Origin of the sequence: Cedecea selenatireducens (assembly GCF_042138895.1) — a bacterium.
Classification (GTDB): domain Bacteria; phylum Pseudomonadota; class Gammaproteobacteria; order Enterobacterales; family Enterobacteriaceae; genus Cedecea; species Cedecea selenatireducens.
Map to the genome: position 1 here is coordinate 362,161 of NZ_JBHIKW010000003.1, position 17,255 is coordinate 379,415.

At 54.5% G+C, this 17,255-nt stretch carries 22 protein-coding genes and 1 tRNA gene; 12 read left to right on the forward strand and 11 right to left on the reverse strand.

Annotated features, from left to right (window positions below; translation table 11 throughout):
- Nucleotide 1: 1 nt before the first annotated feature.
- Nucleotides 2–397 carry a fumarate reductase subunit FrdC gene (gene frdC, locus ACE38U_RS07150; protein ID WP_038476389.1) on the forward strand — a complete coding sequence of 132 codons (396 nt, stop codon included), beginning with the start codon at nucleotides 2–4 and terminating at the stop codon, nucleotides 395–397.
- Nucleotides 398–407: 10 nt separating this feature from the next.
- Nucleotides 408–767, forward strand: coding sequence for a fumarate reductase subunit FrdD (gene frdD, locus ACE38U_RS07155; protein ID WP_038476392.1), 360 nt, complete (start codon nucleotides 408–410; stop codon nucleotides 765–767).
- A 194-nt stretch (nucleotides 768–961) separates the two neighbouring features.
- Here the strand turns inward: frdD and ampR are convergent, their stop codons facing one another.
- On the reverse strand, nucleotides 962–1,837 hold the full coding sequence (gene ampR, locus ACE38U_RS07160; RefSeq protein ID WP_038476395.1) for a LysR family transcriptional regulator AmpR: 876 nt from the start codon (nucleotides 1,835–1,837) through the stop codon (nucleotides 962–964).
- A 128-nt stretch (nucleotides 1,838–1,965) separates the two neighbouring features.
- Between ampR and ampC the strand changes: the two genes are divergently transcribed.
- Nucleotides 1,966–3,117, forward strand: a complete 1,152-nt coding sequence (gene ampC / locus ACE38U_RS07165; RefSeq protein ID WP_176983154.1) for a CMY2/MIR/ACT/EC family class C beta-lactamase — start codon at nucleotides 1,966–1,968, stop codon at nucleotides 3,115–3,117.
- A 107-nt stretch (nucleotides 3,118–3,224) separates the two neighbouring features.
- Nucleotides 3,225–3,758, forward strand: coding sequence for a lipocalin family protein (locus tag ACE38U_RS07170; RefSeq protein WP_038476401.1), 534 nt, complete (start codon nucleotides 3,225–3,227; stop codon nucleotides 3,756–3,758).
- On the opposite strand, the gene sugE is transcribed toward ACE38U_RS07170, so the two are convergent.
- Nucleotides 3,755–4,072, reverse strand: coding sequence for a quaternary ammonium compound efflux SMR transporter SugE (gene sugE / locus ACE38U_RS07175; protein ID WP_038476404.1), 318 nt, complete (start codon nucleotides 4,070–4,072; stop codon nucleotides 3,755–3,757). The genes ACE38U_RS07170 and sugE overlap by 4 nt on opposite strands.
- 288 nt (nucleotides 4,073–4,360) lie before the next feature.
- Between sugE and ACE38U_RS07180 the strand changes: the two genes are divergently transcribed.
- Nucleotides 4,361–4,969 (forward strand): response regulator transcription factor, encoded by a 609-nt coding sequence (locus ACE38U_RS07180; protein ID WP_038476407.1) that lies wholly within the window; start codon nucleotides 4,361–4,363, stop codon nucleotides 4,967–4,969.
- Between the two features lie 31 nt (nucleotides 4,970–5,000).
- Here the strand turns inward: ACE38U_RS07180 and ecnB are convergent, their stop codons facing one another.
- The 3 genes from ecnB to efp all read right to left on the reverse strand — a co-directional run bounded on the left by ecnB (nucleotide 5,001) and on the right by efp (nucleotide 6,014).
- Nucleotides 5,001–5,147: a lipoprotein toxin entericidin B gene (gene ecnB, locus ACE38U_RS07185; RefSeq protein WP_038476410.1), complete on the reverse strand. Its 147-nt coding sequence runs from the start codon at nucleotides 5,145–5,147 to the stop codon at nucleotides 5,001–5,003.
- A 101-nt stretch (nucleotides 5,148–5,248) separates the two neighbouring features.
- Nucleotides 5,249–5,383: an entericidin A/B family lipoprotein gene (locus ACE38U_RS07190; protein WP_038476413.1), complete on the reverse strand. Its 135-nt coding sequence runs from the start codon at nucleotides 5,381–5,383 to the stop codon at nucleotides 5,249–5,251.
- Nucleotides 5,384–5,447: 64 nt separating this feature from the next.
- Complete coding sequence (gene efp / locus ACE38U_RS07195) at nucleotides 5,448–6,014, reverse strand: elongation factor P (RefSeq protein WP_038476416.1); 567 nt, start codon at nucleotides 6,012–6,014, stop codon at nucleotides 5,448–5,450.
- Nucleotides 6,015–6,055: 41 nt separating this feature from the next.
- On the opposite strand from efp, the gene epmB reads away from it, so the two are divergent.
- The gene (epmB, locus tag ACE38U_RS07200) at nucleotides 6,056–7,084 is read left to right on the forward strand and encodes an EF-P beta-lysylation protein EpmB (protein WP_375529399.1); all 1,029 of its coding nucleotides are present in this window, start codon (nucleotides 6,056–6,058) and stop codon (nucleotides 7,082–7,084) included.
- 95 nt (nucleotides 7,085–7,179) lie between these two features.
- On the opposite strand, the gene ACE38U_RS07205 is transcribed toward epmB, so the two are convergent.
- The 4 genes from ACE38U_RS07205 to ACE38U_RS07220 all read right to left on the reverse strand — a co-directional run bounded on the left by ACE38U_RS07205 (nucleotide 7,180) and on the right by ACE38U_RS07220 (nucleotide 10,251).
- Nucleotides 7,180–7,533 (reverse strand): DUF4156 domain-containing protein, encoded by a 354-nt coding sequence (locus ACE38U_RS07205; RefSeq protein ID WP_038476421.1) that lies wholly within the window; start codon nucleotides 7,531–7,533, stop codon nucleotides 7,180–7,182.
- Between the two features lie 129 nt (nucleotides 7,534–7,662).
- The gene (gene groL, locus ACE38U_RS07210; RefSeq protein ID WP_038476424.1) at nucleotides 7,663–9,306 is read right to left on the reverse strand and encodes a chaperonin GroEL; all 1,644 of its coding nucleotides are present in this window, start codon (nucleotides 9,304–9,306) and stop codon (nucleotides 7,663–7,665) included.
- 40 nt (nucleotides 9,307–9,346) lie between these two features.
- Nucleotides 9,347–9,640: a co-chaperone GroES gene (locus ACE38U_RS07215; RefSeq protein ID WP_038476427.1), complete on the reverse strand. Its 294-nt coding sequence runs from the start codon at nucleotides 9,638–9,640 to the stop codon at nucleotides 9,347–9,349.
- Nucleotides 9,641–9,774: 134 nt separating this feature from the next.
- Nucleotides 9,775–10,251 (reverse strand): FxsA family protein, encoded by a 477-nt coding sequence (locus ACE38U_RS07220; protein WP_038476430.1) that lies wholly within the window; start codon nucleotides 10,249–10,251, stop codon nucleotides 9,775–9,777.
- A 344-nt stretch (nucleotides 10,252–10,595) separates the two neighbouring features.
- Between ACE38U_RS07220 and aspA the strand changes: the two genes are divergently transcribed.
- From aspA to ACE38U_RS07250, 6 genes are all read left to right on the forward strand, one after another.
- The gene (gene aspA / locus ACE38U_RS07225) at nucleotides 10,596–12,032 is read left to right on the forward strand and encodes an aspartate ammonia-lyase (RefSeq protein ID WP_375529400.1); all 1,437 of its coding nucleotides are present in this window, start codon (nucleotides 10,596–10,598) and stop codon (nucleotides 12,030–12,032) included.
- Nucleotides 12,033–12,147: 115 nt separating this feature from the next.
- On the forward strand, nucleotides 12,148–13,449 hold the full coding sequence (locus ACE38U_RS07230; protein ID WP_038476436.1) for an anaerobic C4-dicarboxylate transporter: 1,302 nt from the start codon (nucleotides 12,148–12,150) through the stop codon (nucleotides 13,447–13,449).
- Nucleotides 13,450–13,524: 75 nt separating this feature from the next.
- A complete protein-coding gene (gene cutA / locus ACE38U_RS07235; RefSeq protein WP_176983144.1) occupies nucleotides 13,525–13,860 on the forward strand; it encodes a divalent cation tolerance protein CutA in 336 nt (111 codons plus the stop codon).
- Complete coding sequence (locus tag ACE38U_RS07240) at nucleotides 13,836–15,569, forward strand: protein-disulfide reductase DsbD (protein ID WP_375529401.1); 1,734 nt, start codon at nucleotides 13,836–13,838, stop codon at nucleotides 15,567–15,569. The genes cutA and ACE38U_RS07240 overlap by 25 nt, the downstream gene beginning before the upstream one ends.
- Before the next feature lie 38 nt (nucleotides 15,570–15,607).
- On the forward strand, nucleotides 15,608–16,183 hold the full coding sequence (locus ACE38U_RS07245) for a transcriptional regulator (RefSeq protein WP_038476445.1): 576 nt from the start codon (nucleotides 15,608–15,610) through the stop codon (nucleotides 16,181–16,183).
- Nucleotides 16,184–16,297: 114 nt separating this feature from the next.
- Nucleotides 16,298–16,373: transfer RNA gene (locus tag ACE38U_RS07250), tRNA-Phe, on the forward strand.
- Nucleotides 16,374–16,605: 232 nt separating this feature from the next.
- Here the strand turns inward: ACE38U_RS07250 and ydgU are convergent.
- Nucleotides 16,606–16,689, reverse strand: a complete 84-nt coding sequence (gene ydgU / locus ACE38U_RS22450) for a small membrane protein YdgU (RefSeq protein ID WP_456297838.1) — start codon at nucleotides 16,687–16,689, stop codon at nucleotides 16,606–16,608.
- Between the two features lie 81 nt (nucleotides 16,690–16,770).
- Nucleotides 16,771–17,199 carry an acid resistance repetitive basic protein Asr gene (asr, locus tag ACE38U_RS07255; protein WP_375529402.1) on the reverse strand — a complete coding sequence of 143 codons (429 nt, stop codon included), beginning with the start codon at nucleotides 17,197–17,199 and terminating at the stop codon, nucleotides 16,771–16,773.
- Between the last annotated feature and the right edge of the window lie 56 nt (nucleotides 17,200–17,255).

Genomic DNA, 17,255 nt, shown 5'->3' on the forward strand with positions numbered 1-17,255 from the left:
CATGACCACGAAACGTAAGCCTTATGTCCGCCCCATGGCGCCAACCTGGTGGCGACAGCTGGGCTTCTACCGTTTTTATATGCTGCGTGAAGGCACTTCGGTCCCGACCGTCTGGTTCAGCATTGTGCTGATTTACGGACTTTTTTCGCTGAAACACGGGCCGGAAGGCTGGGCAGGTTTTGTCGATTTCCTGCAAAACCCGGTGGTAATTATCCTTAATATCATCACCCTGGCCGCGGCGGTACTGCACACCAAAACCTGGTTTGAGCTGGCGCCGAAGGCCGCTAACGTCATCGTGAAGGGTGAAAAAATGGGGCCAGAGCCGGTCATTAAAGGGCTTTGGGTGGTCACCGGTCTGGTGACGCTGGTTGTGCTGCTTGTAGCACTGTTCTGGTAAGGAGGCTGACGTGATTAACCAAAATCCAAAACGTTCCGACGAGCCGCTATTCTGGGGCCTGTTTGGCGCAGGCGGCATGTGGGGTGCTATTTTCGCGCCGGTTATCGTGCTGCTGGTTGGCATCATGCTGCCGCTGGGCCTGTTCCCTGGTGATGCGCTGGGCTTTGACCGTGTCTATGCCTTCGCCCACAGCTGGATTGGCCGCCTGTTCCTGCTGCTGATGATTGTACTGCCGCTGTGGTGTGGCCTGCACCGTATTCACCACGCGATGCACGATCTGAAAATCCACGTCCCGGCGGGGAAATGGGTGTTCTACGGCCTTGCTGCCATCCTGACGGTGGTGACCATTATTGGCCTGCTGACGCTGTAATCGCTTAGCACGCAACAAGGCCTGCCATTGTGCAGGCCTTGAGAGTGCTGACAAAGTTCATTGCTCTAAAAAAGTCCGAACTCAGGACTAATAAAAACAATGAATAATGTTCTCTGGTTTGCCCCAAACAGTCGAAAACCACGTTTTTCGGCTGTTTGTCATCAATCTGAAGGCCTGCCATTGTGCAGACCTTTTTATTTTCCACACTCTCCGGCTAGCCAGGCAGAAAAATCACGCATGGCGGGCGTTTGCGCGCGCGACTGAAGCCTTGTTAACCAGTAACTTCCCAAACTGATTTCCGTCTCAAACGGACGCACAATCCGTTCGCTGTTCAGCAAATGGGTGAACATGTTTACCGGCGCAATGGCGATCCCGGCTCCGGCCTGTGCGGCTTCAAGCATGGTTATCGAGGAATCAAAAACCATAACCAGATGCGTCGGTGACGGGGGGGCTTCATCCGCAGCCTGTAGCCATGCCGCCCATTCATCACGCCTGTAGGAGCGCAACAGCGTGTGGTTCAGAACATCTTTCGGCGTCTGCAGTTCAGCAGCCAGCGCCGGAGAGCAAAGCGGCGACAGCGGCGCGTCGCACAGAAACGTCGCCTCAGTCCCGTGCCAGGCCCCGCTGCCAAATCGCACCGTATAGTCCAGCCCCTCCGCCGCCGGATCCACGCGGTTGTTATGGGTTGAAAGCTGGAGATCGATATGCGGATAGCGCCGACGAAACGCCTCGAGACGCGGCAGGAGAAAGCCGGTGGCAAACGTGCCCACGACGCCTAACTTAAGTTTTTCTCTCGCCTGCGTACCCGAAAAACGGTCCAGCACGCCCGCGATACGGTCAAAGGAATCGTTTAGCACAGGTAACAGGTTTTCGCCTTCCGTGGTCAACATCAGACCACGAGATACGCGGACAAACAGCTGACAATGCAGATGTTCTTCCAGCGTCTTTACCTGCTGACTGATGGCGGAGTGCGTAACATTCAGCTCAATTGCGGCATGCGTGAAGCTTAGATGCCGGGCAGCGGCTTCAAAAGCTCTCAGAGAGTTCAGGGGGATATAGCTGCGGGTCATGGCATCACCTGTTAGAAAATCTTAAGCCTAATGCCAAATTTAATCGTTTGTCACCGGGAGTCAAATCCAACAAACTTGCCTCGTCTGACGGGCCCGGACTGCTATCATCTCTCTAAGGAAGGTTATCCATTATGAAAAAATCCCTCTGCCTGACGCTGCTCCTCGCCGCCTCATGCTCAAGCTTTGCCGCGCAAAAAGAACTGACCGCGCAGCAGATTGAAAAGCTCGTAAACCGCACCGTTGCGCCGTTAATGAAGGAACAGGCGATACCCGGTATGGCGGTGGCGGTCATCTATAAAGGCTACCCGCTGTATTTCACCTGGGGCAAGGCCGATGTGCAGCGTAACCAGCCGGTGACCCGGGAAACGCTGTTTGAGCTGGGCTCGGTCAGTAAAACCTTTACCGGCGTGCTGGGCGGCGATGCTCTGGCTCGCGGTGAAATTAGCCTTAGCGATCCGGCGCAAAAATACTGGCCTGAACTGACCGGCGATCGGTGGCGGGGGATAACTCTGCTTCAGCTGGCAACCTATACCGCCGGTGGCCTGCCGCTGCAGGTGCCGGATGAAGTGACCAATAACGACGCTCTGCTTAAGTTCTACCAGACCTGGCAGCCACAGTGGGCTCCGGGTACGCAGCGGCTTTACGCCAACGCGAGCATCGGCCTGTTTGGTGCGTTGATGGTGAAACCGTCGGGAATGAGCTTCGATAAGGCCATGTCAAAACGCGTCTTTGAGCCGCTAAATCTCACGCACACCTGGATTAACGTTCCTGCCACGGAAGAGAGCCGCTATGCCTGGGGCTACCGCGACGGCAAGGCCGTGCGCGTCTCGCCCGGTATGCTGGATGCGGAAGCCTACGGAGTGAAGTCCAGCATCGAGGATATGGCGCACTGGGTCCAGGCCAACATGGCACCCGACCGTCTCGAGGATAAAACCCTGCAGCAGGGCATTCGGCTCGCGCAGTCCCGCTACTGGCGCGTGGGCAGCATGTATCAGGGGCTTGGCTGGGAGATGCTGAACTGGCCGGTGAAGGGGAAAACTATTATTGACGGTAGCGACAACAAGGTCGCTCTTGCGCCGCACCCGGCTACGCTCATTGACCCACCTGTGCCCGCAGTGAAAGCCTCGTGGGTACATAAAACCGGTTCAACGGGCGGCTTTGGTAGCTACGTGGCCTTCATTCCTGAGAAGCAGTTGGGTATCGTGATGCTGGCCAACAAAAGCTATCCGAATACGGAACGGGTTAGAGCCGCCTACGCTATTCTCGAAGCGCTGCAATAAACATGACAATGGCCTGCATCATGCAGGCCTTATTATTTCCGGCTTCGCTCACACTTTATTTCCTGCCGCCATCTACACTTAGCTAAAAACCCTGGAAGGAATCTGCTATGCGCATTTGGCCCGCTGTCACCGCGCTTGCGGTTGCATTATTCGTTGTCTCCTGTAGCGCCCCAACTCCCCCGCCCAGCGTCACGGTGGTCCAAAACTTCGACGCCAAACGCTTTATCGGTACCTGGTATGAAATCGCCCGCTTAGACCACAGTTTTGAAAGCGGCCTGAATCAGGTCACGGCTACCTACAGTTTTATGGATGATGGCGGTCTGCGCGTGATAAATCGCGGGTTTAATCCTGACAGGCAGATGTGGCAGCAGGCTGAAGGGAAAGCGTATTTCACCGGAGACCCAAGCGTCGCGGCGCTCAAAGTCTCGTTCTTTGGCCCGTTCTACGGTGGCTATAACGTGATTGCGCTGGATAAAGAGTATCGCCACGCGCTGGTGTGCGGGCCGGACCTCAGCTACCTGTGGATCCTTTCCCGCACGCCAACCATCAGCCGCGACCTCAAACAGCAGCTGCTGGCCATCGCTGCCCGGCAGGGATTCGCGGTGGATAAATTGATTTGGGTGAAACAACCCGGCAGTTAATGCGTGGAAAGTTTCAGTCCGATGATGCCAATAACGATCAGAGCCAGGCTAGCCAGACGCATCGGGTTAGCCGACTCGCCAAGTAGCAAAATCCCGGTGATGGCCGCGCCAACGGCACCAATCCCTGTCCACACGGCGTAGGCCGTTCCCGTAGGTAGCGTTTTCATCGCCCAGGCGAGCAAAGCCATACTGACAACCATCGCAATAATGGTGATAACGCTAGGCCACAGGCGGCTAAAGCCATGGGTGTACTTAAGACCAACCGCCCATACAACTTCCAGTAATCCAGCGATAAACAGAACGATCCAGGCCATAACAGCTCCAGTAAAAATGGGGCCGTCCCCGTTGTGAGATGCGCTTGCGGGTCGTCCCGTAAGGCTTAGGTGAGAAGGTCATTTTAGCACCCAAACGGCTGCCTGAAAATCCGTCCGCCCACGGCGCTCATTGAAATAATCGTTTCACCGGCCAGGCCTTACTAAGCCTGGAATTGACAGCGAATTCGAGCGCATTTCCGTGATTCATTTTGCCAAAATTATTCATATGATAAAACGTGGTTTGCCAGCCTGCAAACGCCGCAGTAATGATTAACGTGAAGCGTGAAAATGTATAAAATATTATTGGTTGATAGGTGTTACTTCAGCCGTCAGGGACTGACGCACTTGCTCAATCAGAAAAATAATCTGGCTACGGCAGTGAGTATTTCAGAGACAGACAGTTTGCTTCTCGCCCGGGAAAGAATAATTAAATGGCAACCTAATATGGTGATAGCCGATTTCAACAGCTTCTCAACTGCATTGCATAATATCCAACAACTTTCGACTATTTATTCTGCCTGTGGTGATACCACGCGTTTACTGCTGTTGCAAAGCGGGCAGCACTCCACCATTGCCGAGTACTGTGCCGCGCAGGGCAGCACTGATATTTGGGATAAGTCACTATCATTACCTGCGCTAACGTCGCTCATTCAGCAGACTATTGCGACTCGCCCGCCATTCCGCGAAGTGAAACGGCATATTACTCCGCTGCTGACCTTACGCGAAGAGAGAATATTAAAACTCTGGAAGGAAGAAGCGAATAATGAATATATCGCAAGGGTAATGGATATAAGCGTAAAAACGGTTTATACGTATAAGCGAAACATTCGTTTAAAGCTCGGCGCAGATAATAGACTATCGCTATTTCTGAATATTCCTGAGACGGTTTTAGAATAGCGGCACGGTTATATTACCGTACCGCAAATCGTTATTGCTGAGCTTTTGTTGCCGCACCAGAAATAGCATGGCCGCCGCTCTGGATATCCTCACCTACACCGCGCGTGGTGTTGCAGGCGGTCAACAAGGATGAAAGAACGACGAGAGAGAAAAACGCAGCAAGGGTTTTCTTAATCATGAGCTTTTCCTTTTACCTGTGTTGTTTGTGTATAGCTCGTTAAGCATAGACAAAAAATGGCACAACGAAGGAAAAGCGAAGCGATTTAGGACTACGTGAAGTTATTTGTTGGCCGCGCGCTCGATGGCACCGCCGAGATGTTGCAGGTCTTCGCCAAAACCACGCGTGGTATGACACCCCGACAGCGCAGCGGCCAGCAGCGAGATAAAAAGAAGCTGTTTCAGTAAACGGTTCATTTTCCCTGCCCTGATAAAGCGGCGGCGCGAGCCTGAGGCACCGCGCCGCGAACCTTCGCGAAAATTACTTCACGCGAGAAACGTATTCACCAGAACGGGTGTCAACTTTGATGACTTCGCCGATCTGTACGAACAACGGAACTTTAACCACGGCGCCGGTGGTCAGGGTAGCTGGCTTGCCGCCGGTCCCTGCGGTATCGCCTTTCAGACCTGGATCGGTTTCAACGATTTCCAGCTCAACGAAGTTTGGTGGGGTCACGGAGATTGGCTGGCCGTTCCACAGGGTCACGATGCACTCAGCCTGGTCCAGCAGCCATTTAGCGTTTTCGCCAACGGCTTTCTCGTCCGCAGCCAGCTGCTCGAAGGTTTGGTTGTTCATGAAGTGGTAGAACTCACCGTCGTTGTACAGGTAAGTCAGGTTCATATCGACAACGTCAGCGCCTTCTGCAGAGTCGGTAGACTTGAAGGTTTTCTCAACGCGGGTACCGGTCAGCAGACGACGCAGCTTAACGCGCGCGAATGCCTGGCCTTTGCCCGGTTTTACGAATTCGCTGGCTTCAACCGCGTACGGTTCGCCATCCATCATGATTTTAAGACCGGCACGGAAATCGTTGCTAGAATAAGTCGCCATAAGGCCCTCTGAATTTGTTAACTGGTAGCTTAGCCAAAAAAATGGCACACATTGTAACCCTAAATCCCCCTCACAGAGAAGATTGGTTAACGCAACTTGCCGATGTTATAACCGATCCTGATGAACTGCTGCACATTTTAAATGTAGCCGCTGATGAAGAATTGCTCGCCGGACGTGAAGCAAGGCGTCTTTTTGCCCTGCGCGTCCCTCGTGCCTTCGTCGAACGCATGGAGAAAGGCAACCCTAACGACCCGCTGCTGCGCCAGGTTTTGACCGCAAAACAGGAGTTCGTTGCCGCCCCCGGTTTCACAACCGATCCGCTGGAAGAGCAGCACAGCGTGGTGCCAGGCCTGTTGCACAAATACCGCAACCGCGCCCTGCTGCTGGTGAAAGGCGGCTGTGCCGTAAACTGTCGTTATTGCTTCCGTCGCCATTTCCCTTATGCCGACAACCAGGGCAACAAGCGCAACTGGCAGACCGCGCTCAGCTACATCAGCGAGCACCCTGAGCTGGACGAAATTATCTTCTCAGGCGGCGATCCGCTGATGGCGAAAGATAACGAGCTGGACTGGCTCATCGGCGAGCTGGAGGCCATTCCTCACATCAAGCGCCTGCGAATTCATAGCCGCCTGCCGATCGTCATTCCTGCCCGCATTACCGATACGCTGGCGGCAAGAATTGCCCGCTCATCGCTTCAGGTGCTGCTGGTAAACCACATTAACCACGCCCAGGAGATTGGCGACGATTTCCGCTCGGCCATGGCGAAGCTGCGCCGGGCTGGCGTCACGCTACTCAACCAAAGCGTGCTGCTGCGCGGCGTGAACGATAACGCGCAAACGCTGGCGAATTTGAGCAATGCATTATTCGATGCAGGCGTGATGCCGTATTACCTGCACGTGCTCGACAGGGTTCAGGGCGCGGCCCACTTTATGGTGGAAGACGAAGAAGCCCGGGCTATTATGCGGGAGCTGCTGACGTTGGTTTCTGGCTATATGGTACCGAAGCTGGCAAGAGAGATTGGCGGAGAGCCAAGCAAGACGCCGCTGGATTTGCAGCTGAGGCAGAAGTGAGAGCGTAGCGCTCTCACCCTGCTCTTTTCTCCCAACAGAAGAAAAAGCCGCTCAGTGTGGCCGTCTTCTGCTGGGTGAGGGTAAGACTTACTGAATCAGTTCGGGCACTTATAAACCTGGCCGGTCATTTTGCTGGCCGTTGGCGCAAAGCTCGACAGCAGGGTCTGGGTTGGGCTGCTCACGCCGTACAGCACGTTACCGCCCATCTCGGCCGCATTGTTACGCAATGCATTCGCCGCGCCGCGCATCGAACCGCCTTCATCACCGTGCTGGCCTGACAGCCAGTTGCTCTGTTCCCCGGTGGCGGTGCCTAACAGACGGCATTCGCTACCCGGCTTGTCTTCCACAAAACGAACGCTCTGGCCGCTGGAGCTCAGCTGATTGCCCGTGCTACATCCTGCCAGCAGCAGCGCTGCCACAACCACTCCCGATGAGACTTTCATGCGCATGTTATTCCCCGTAATCAAGGTATTGAGCCGTTATTGCCCGGTATGACCTTATACCAGACTGTGAACAAAAGAAAAAACCCTCAGACATTTCTGGCTGAGGGTTTCTTTAACACAAGGTGCGAAGGCGAATTACATCATGCCGCCCATGCCACCCATGCCGCCCATACCAGCAGCGCCTAAGTCAGGCGCATCGCCTTTAGGCATGTCGGTAACCATGCACTCGGTAGTGATCATCAGGCCCGCAACGGAAGCCGCGTACTGCAGCGCAGAACGAGTTACTTTGGTTGGGTCCAGGATACCGAAGTCGATCATGTTGCCGTATTCTTCGGTAGCTGCGTTGTAACCGTAGTTACCTTCGCCCGCTTTCACCGCGTTGGTGACAACAGATGGCTCTTCACCGGCGTTAGAAACGATCTGACGCAGAGGTGCTTCCATCGCGCGCAGCGCAACTTTGATACCCACGTTCTGGTCTTCGTTCTGAGCGGTCAGGTCAGCCAGTTTCGCAGCAACGCGAACCAGCGCTACGCCACCACCGGCAACCACGCCTTCTTCAACCGCAGCACGGGTAGCGTGCAGGGCATCGTCGACGCGAGCTTTTTTCTCTTTCATTTCAACTTCGGTAGCAGCACCGACTTTGATTACCGCTACGCCGCCCGCCAGTTTCGCTACGCGTTCCTGCAGTTTTTCACGGTCGTAGTCAGAAGTTGCTTCTTCAATCTGCTTACGAATCTGACCAACGCGGCCCTGAATAGCGGCTTCTTCACCCACGCCATCGATGATGGTGGTGGTGTCTTTGTTGATAACAACGCGTTTAGCCTGGCCGAGGTCTTCCAGGGTCGCTTTTTCCAGCTCCATACCGATCTCTTCAGAGATAACGGTACCGCCGGTCAGGGTTGCGATGTCCTGCAGCATAGCTTTACGGCGGTCGCCGAAGCCAGGTGCTTTAACCGCAGCCACTTTCACGATGCCACGCATGGTGTTAACCACCAGGGTAGCCAGCGCTTCGCCTTCAACGTCTTCAGCGATGATCAGCAGCGGTTTGCCTGCTTTCGCAACGGCTTCCAGCACAGGCAGCATTTCGCGGATGTTGGAGATTTTTTTGTCAGCCAGCAGGATGAACGGGCTTTCCAGCTCAACAGCGCCAGTTTCTGGCTTGTTGATGAAGTATGGGGACAGGTAGCCGCGGTCGAACTGCATACCTTCCACAACGTCCAGTTCGTCTTCCAGACCGGTACCGTCTTCAACGGTGATCACGCCTTCTTTACCGACTTTATCCATCGCTTCTGCGATAAGTTTACCTACGGTTTCGTCGGAGTTAGCGGAGATAGTACCAACCTGTGCAATCGCTTTAGAGTCGGAGCACGGTACGGACAGCGCTTTCAGCTCTTCAACAGCAGCAACAACGGCTTTATCGATACCGCGTTTCAGGTCCATTGGGTTCATGCCGGCAGCAACGGCTTTCAGGCCTTCGGTGATGATAGCCTGAGCCAGTACGGTTGCGGTGGTGGTGCCGTCGCCTGCAGCGTCGTTCGCTTTAGAGGCAACTTCTTTCACCATCTGCGCGCCCATGTTTTCGAACTTGTCTTCCAGCTCGATTTCACGCGCTACGGAAACACCATCTTTGGTGATGGTCGGTGCACCGAAAGATTTATCCAGGACCACGTTACGGCCTTTAGGACCGAGGGTAACTTTCACTGCATCTGCCAGTACGTTAACGCCGCGCAGCATTTTTACACGAGCGTCGTTACCGAATTTTACGTCTTTAGCTGCCATTTCTTCTATTCCTCAAATTCGTTCAGGTTCGTGCGTCAAATTACGCTTCAACAATTGCCAGGATGTCGCTTTCGGACATGATCAGCACTTCTTCGTTGTCGATTTTCTCGGACTTCACGCCGTAGCCATCGTTGAAGATAACGATGTCACCCACTTTCACGTCCAGCGGCTGCACGCTACCGTTTTCCAGGATGCGGCCTTTACCGACAGCAACGATCTCGCCACGCGTTGATTTGCCCGCTGCGGAGCCAGTCAGAACGATGCCGCCCGCAGATTTGGACTCAACTTCTTTACGCTTGACGATGACACGATCATGTAATGGACGAATGCTCATTGATAGCTCTCCTTTGAGAAAGTCAGTATCAGATAGTTAGGTAACGCCGTCCCAAATGGGTTATCGGCTGGTGACCTGATTAATGGGGATGCGCCTTCCCCCCTTCAAGGGGGGAAAACAAAAAAAACTAAAATTTAACGATCGTCCCGGCGCTGGTCGTCGAGGCGCTTTGGCCCGTCGTCTTTGCGCTGAAACTCGCCGTCGAAGGTATCGCCCCCCTCGCTGCCGGCGCTAAAACCGCCGCCCGGCATGCGGGAGAAACGCAAATGCGGCATCAGCTTCAGCGTCAGGTGCTTTTGCACCGGCGGCAGAAGCAGCAGCAGGCCGAGGAAGTCGGTAAAGAAGCCCGGCAGCATCAGCAGGATACCGGCCATGATCAGCGAAACGCTTTTGATCATCTCCGCCGCAGGGCTTTCGCCCGCCGCCATCTTCTGCTGCATCAGCATCAGGTTTTTAAAGCCCTGATTGCGCACCAGGGACAGGCCAATCACCGAAGTGAAAATAACCAGAATCAGGGTCATAAAGACCCCCAGAACGTGTGCCACCTGTATGAACAGCGAAATTTCGATGTAAACATAGAGGAAAAAGGCAATAAACGGGATCCAGCGCACTATACGCTCCTGTCAATGGGCGAGCCCGGTAGTGGCCTCGCGAAAAATGGATTGGCAATTATGCGTAGGGGTGAAATGGCGACGACATAGACAAAGATCAATGCTTATTCAGTGAATTTTTTCTGGAAATTTTCAACTATTGACCTATATCACATATTAATAATTGTTATGCGCAGCGGGTTTTAATAAGTGATCCAGGTTACTGCTTTTCGCTATCATCAGCATATCATCACGATAACGCGGTCGAATATGGACATAATCGTCGGCCTATTAAGCTCACAACCACATTTCGTGTGTGTGAATAATACAGCGCATTTATCTGCAGCTTTACTAAGAAGGTTCACATGTTAAATAACATTCGTATCGAAGAAGATTTGTTGGGTACCAGGGAAGTGCCAGCGGATGCCTATTATGGTGTTCACACTCTGAGAGCGATTGAAAACTTCTACATTAGCAACAGTAAAATCAGCGACATACCGGAATTTGTACGCGGTATGGTGATGGTGAAAAAAGCGGCGGCAATGGCGAACAAGGAACTGCAAACCATTCCGAAGAGCATCGCGAACACCATCATTCAGGCCTGTGATGAAGTCCTGAACAACGGCAAATGCATGGATCAGTTCCCGGTAGACGTCTACCAGGGCGGCGCGGGTACTTCCGTTAACATGAACACCAACGAAGTGCTCGCCAATATTGGTCTGGAACTGATGGGCCACCAGAAAGGTGAATACCAGTTCCTGAACCCGAACGACCACGTCAACAAATGCCAGTCCACCAACGACGCCTACCCAACCGGCTTCCGTATCGCGGTTTACACCTCGATTATCAAACTGATCGACGCTATCAACCAGCTGGGCGAAGGCTTCCAGCGTAAAGCGGTTGAGTTTGCAGAGATCCTGAAAATGGGCCGTACCCAGCTGCAGGACGCGGTGCCGATGACCCTCGGCCAGGAATTCCACGCGTTTAACGTGCTGCTTACCGAAGAAACCAAAAACCTGCTGCGCACTGCGGAACTGCTGCTTGAAGTTAACCTTGGCGCAACCGCCATCGGTACTCGCCTCAATACCCCGGATGGCTACCAGCAGCTGGCGGTTCAGAAGCTGGCGGAAGTGAGCGGCCTGGCTTGCGTACCGGCAGAAGACCTGATTGAAGCAACCTCCGACTGCGGCGCTTATGTCATGGTGCACAGTTCGTTGAAACGCCTGGCCGTGAAGATGTCGAAAATCTGTAACGACCTGCGCCTGCTCTCTTCCGGCCCGCGTTCCGGCCTGAACGAAATTAACCTGCCGGAATTGCAGGCGGGCTCGTCCATCATGCCAGCCAAAGTGAACCCGGTAGTACCGGAAGTGGTTAACCAGGTCTGCTTCAAAGTTATCGGCAACGACACCACGGTGACCATGGCTTCTGAAGCCGGTCAGCTGCAGCTGAACGTGATGGAGCCGGTGATTGGCCAGGCGATGTTCGAGTCCATCCACATTCTGACCAACGCCTGCTACAACCTGCTGGAAAAATGCATCAACGGCATCACCGCGAATAAAGAAGTGTGTGAGAGCTACGTGTATAACTCCATTGGCATCGTGACTTACCTGAACCCGTTCATTGGCCACCACAACGGCGATATCGTCGGCAAGATTTGTGCGGAAACCGGCAAGAGCGTGCGCGAGGTCGTGCTGGAGCGCGGCCTGCTGACCGAAGCCGAGCTGGACGATATTTTCTCCGTCCATAACCTGATGCACCCGGCTTACAAAGCTAAGCGCTATACCGATGAAAACGAACAATAATTCATCAGCATAAACGCCAAAAGGCACGTCCAACCGGACGTGCCTTTTTCATTTCAACGGTATACGAAAACATAACAACTCATTTTCATCTCATTAAAACTTCAAGGAAGCAACCATGATAGTCATCGAGCTCATCATCGTGTTAGCAGCGATTTTTCTGGGGGCAAGGCTTGGCGGGATAGGCATTGGCTATGCGGGAGGGCTGGGGGTTTTAGTTCTCGCCGCGATGGGCGTAAAACCCGGCAGCATCCCCTTCGACGTTATTTCCATCATTATGGCGGTGATCGCGGCTATCTCAGCGATGCAAATTGCGGGCGGCCTGGATTACCTCGTCAATCAAACTGAAAAACTATTACGCAAAAACCCTAAATACATCACGATTCTTGCCCCGATTGTGACCTGGTTTTTGACCATCTTCGCCGGCACCGGCAACATCTCGCTGGCCACGCTGCCGGTGATTGCCGAAGTCGCCAAGGAACAGGGCATCAAACCCTGCCGTCCGCTCTCAACGGCGGTGGTTTCGGCCCAGATAGCCATTACCGCCTCGCCGATTTCCGCCGCGGTGGTTTACATGTCGTCAGTGATGGAAGGCCATGGCGTCAGCTACATCCAGCTGCTGTCGGTGGTTATCCCTTCCACGCTGCTGGCGGTGCTGGTGATGTCGTTCCTGGTGTCTATCCTCTTTGACTCAAAGCTGTCCAATGACCCGGTTTACCTCAAACGCCTGGAAGAAGGCCTGATTGAGCTGCGCGGCGACAAGCAAATCGAGATTAAGCCTCGCGCCAAAACCTCCGTCTTCCTCTTCCTGCTCGGCGTGGTTGGCGTGGTTATCTATGCCATCGTCAACAGCCCAAGCCTTGGCCTCGTCGCTACGCCGCTGATGAATACCACCAATGCGATCCTGATTATTATGCTGTCGGTCGCTACCCTGACCACCGTTATCTGCGGCGTAGAAACGGAAAGCATTCTCAACTCCAGCACCTTCAAGGCCGGCATGAGCGCCTGTATTTGTATTCTTGGCGTAGCCTGGCTGGGCGATACCTTTGTTTCCGCAAACATTGACTGGATCAAAGAGACCGCAGGCAGCGTGATTCAGGGCCACCCATGGCTGCTGGCGGTAATTTTCTTCTTTGCCTCGGCGCTGCTTTACTCCCAGGCCGCAACGGCTAAAGCGCTGATGCCGATGGCGCTGGCTCTGAGCGTTTCGCCGTTAACCGCCGTCGCTTCTTTCGCCGCCGTCTCTGGCCTGTTTATTCTGCCAACCTATCCAACCCTGGTCGCCGCGGTACAGATGGACGATACCGGCACCACGCGCATCGGTAAATTTGTCTTCAACCATCCGTTCTTTATTCCCGGCACAATGGGCGTAGTGCTGGCGGTCTGCTTTGGCTTCGTGTTCGGCACCATCCTGCTGTAAATCTCTTCAAAGACGGGTCGTTATTCGGCCCGTCCTTCCCTCCTCATGCTATAGTCGATGCCGTTTCCTCCCATAATGAGGTTTGTGATGTCGATGACTCAGGCTGTCGTTGTACTCTGTACCGCACCGGATGAAGCCAGCGCTCAGGACCTGGCCGCGAAAGTCCTGGCGGAAAAACTTGCCGCCTGCGTGACGCTGCTGCCGGGCGCGACTTCGCTCTATTACTGGGAAGGAAAGCTGGAGCAGGAGTATGAAGTACAAATGCTGCTCAAGAGCGACGTGGATCACCAGGAGGCGCTGCTTGCCTGCCTGAAAACCCATCACCCTTACCAAACGCCAGAGCTGCTGGTTCTGCCAGTTGCACACGGAAACAGTGAATATCTCTCATGGCTCTACGCATCATTACGCTAGTCCTGCTGCTTTGCAGTTCACAGGCCTTCGCCGGGCTGTTTGACGCCCAGAATAAAACCCAGTTTGTCCCGGTCGACCAGGCCTTCGCCTTCGACTTTCAGCAGTCCGATCGCCAGTTAACCCTCAACTGGCAAATAAAACCCGGCTACTACCTTTACCGCCAGCAGATAAAAGTGGTGCCCACCAGCGCGGACATTGCGCCTCTGGCTATTCCCAAAGGCACCTGGCACGAGGATGAGTTCTACGGCAAAACCGAGATCTTCACCCAGCAGCTGAATCTGCCGATTACGATTAACTCCGCCGGTAAAGGCTCGGCCATCAGCGTCACCTACCAGGGCTGCGCCGAAGCCGGGTTCTGCTACCCGCCGGAAACGCGCGTTGTGCCGCTGAATGCAGTCGCTCCTCTGGATCAACCCGACTCTGCAGTTGATTCCCCCCTCTCTCCTGAAGGGGAGAGGGCCGGGGTGAGGGGCGCAGACGACTCCGCCCCCGCATCGCTCCCCTTCTCTGCGCTGTGGGCCTTTCTGATCGGCATTGGCATCGCCTTCACGCCCTGCGTGCTGCCGATGTACCCGCTGATCTCCGGCATAGTGCTGGGCGGTAAACAACGCCTGTCCACCGCCAGAGCGCTGCTGCTGGCCTTTGTTTACGTCCAGGGCATGGCGCTGACCTACACCGCTCTCGGTCTGGTCGTTGCCGCCGCCGGGCTTCAGTTCCAGGCCGCGCTACAGCATCCCTACGTGCTGATTGGCCTGTCGGTGCTTTTTATCCTGCTCGCCGCATCGATGTTCGGTCTGTTCACGCTGCAGCTGCCGTCGTCGCTGCAAACGCGCCTGACGCTGATGAGCAACCGTCAGCAAGGTGGCTCGGCGGGCGGCGTCTTTGCTATGGGCGCGCTGGCCGGGCTTATCTGCTCGCCGTGCACCACTGCGCCGCTGAGCGCTATCCTGCTGTACATCGCGCAAAGCGGAAATATGTGGCTCGGCGGCGGCACGCTTTACCTTTACGCGCTGGGCATGGGCCTGCCGCTGATCCTGATCACAGTCTTCGGCAACCGCCTGCTGCCGAAAAGCGGGCCGTGGATGGAAAGCGTCAAAACCGCCTTTGGTTTTGTGATTCTGGCGCTGCCGGTATTCCTGCTGGAACGCGTACTCGGCGACACCTGGGGGCTAAGGCTGTGGAGCCTGTTGGGCGTAGCCTTCTTCGGCTGGGCGTTTATCACCAGCCTCGGGGCGAAGAAATCCTGGCTGCGCGTGCTGCAAATCATCCTGCTGGGTGCCGCGCTGGTCGCCGCTCGCCCACTGCAGGACTGGGCTTTTGGCTCTCCGGCATCCGCTCAGGCAGTCCCTCACCTCAGCTTTAGCAAAGTAGCTAACGTTGAGCAGCTCGACGCCGCGCTGGCCAACGCGAAAGGCAAACCGGTGATGCTCGATTTGTACGCCGACTGGTGCGTGGCGTGTAAAGAGTTTGAGAAATACACCTTTAGCGATCCGCAGGTGCAAAAAGCGCTGTCTGATACCGTTTTACTCCAGGCCGACGTCACGGCAAATAACGCCGATGACAAAGCCCTGTTGAAGCATTTACAGGTGCTTGGCCTGCCGACCATTTTATTCTTTGATACTCACGGCCTCGAGCAGCCAGCAGCCCGCGTAACGGGCTTTATGGATGCCCGCGCGTTTAGCGAGCATTTGCGCAATCGCAGCCAGTAAACAACACTTGATCCGTTGGGAAACGTAAGGAGAAAACCGTGCAACGCGAAGAAGTTTTAGAGCACGCCCTGCATGTCCTTGAACGTGAAGGCATTGCCAGCACGACGCTGGAGATGGTGGCGCAAGAAGCAGATTACCCGCTCGCTGAGGTTCGACAGTTTTGGCCCGACAGCGAAGCCCTGCTGTACGACGCCCTGCGCTACTTAAGCTCGCAGGTAGACGTCTGGCGGCGCCAGCTGATGCTGGATGAAGAGATGACGCCGGAGCAAAAGCTGCTGAAACGCTACCATGCCCTGACAGAATGCGTGAGTAACCAGCGCTACCCCGGCTGCCTGTTTATTGCCGCCTGCACGTTCTACCCCGATGCCGCACACCCGATTCATCAGCTTGCAGACCAGCAGAAAAAAGCGGCCTGGGAGTACACTCACGAGCTGCTGACGCAGATGGAAGTGGATGACCCGACGATGGTCGCCCACCAAATGGAGCTGGTGCTGGAAGGCTGCCTGAGTAAGCTATTGGTGAAGCGCAGCCAGGCCGATATCGACACCGCCAGGACCCTTGCGGAAGATATTCTGCGCTTTGCGCTGTGCCGCACCGGCGGGGCATTAACCTGAAGCACGTCTTTTTGCTGCCCTTGACTGAAAAGCAGGCAATCAGCATAGTTTTAGGGATTTTTTATGACAAAGCCGTTGACGCCTGGCGGCCTTTACGGTTTAATGCGGCCCGTTGCCCGGATAGCTCAGTCGGTAGAGCAGGGGATTGAAAATCCCCGTGTCCTTGGTTCGATTCCGAGTCCGGGCACCACTATTTAGAAGAACCCGCCTATGGCGGGTTTTTTGCTTTCTGGACTCTGGACTCTGCATCGAACAAGTTCGATTATTCAGCTGCATCAACATCACCCTCTTCCAGCCACCTTTCCAGTGCCAAATAAAAGCGACAGCGCTCCTCTGCACAAATGTTCAAACGGGGATCTAACCTGGTTTTTTTGAGTGATGTGTAGAGCGGCGGTTCTTACGAACCCCAAAAAGCATTCAGCCTACTGAAGCCAAAAATTCAGCGTGATCAGGCCGCAGGTGAGCAGCGCGGTGAGGATTAATTCGAAACTGTAGCGTCGCAACATTATCTGAACTCCAGAAAGAAACACCCGGCAAGCCGGGTGTTTGTGTTAACGCTTCAAGCTAACGGGGTAGCCCCGCCTGACTTATGCTGCTGGCTGAACAGCTGGTTTTGCTGCAGCTTTATGGTGTTTTTTCACGTGTTTCTTAGCAGCCTGCGCTTTCTGAGCAACAGGTTTTACTGCTTTTTTGTGATGCTTTTTAGCCGCCTGAGCCTTCTGTGCTGCCGCAGGTTTTACTGCTTTTTTGTGGTGCTTTTTGGCAGCCTGAGCTTTCTGCTCGGTCGCTGGCTTAGCGGCTTTTTTGTGATGCTTTTTAGCGGCCTGAGCTTTCTGAACGGCAGCTTTTTTGTGTTTCTTATGGTGCGTTACTTTTGTAGCTGGAGCTTTAGCAGCAGGTGCAGCGGCGGTGGTTGCCGGAGCAGCAGCTGGTGCGGTAGCGGTAGTGTCAGCAGCGAAAGCAGCGGAAGACAGACCCATAGCAGCGGCAACAACCAGAGCTAATACTTTTTTCATTTCGACATCCTCGAATTTGTTTTTGTGTGTACCCCACTGCGGGGCCGTTGAAATGA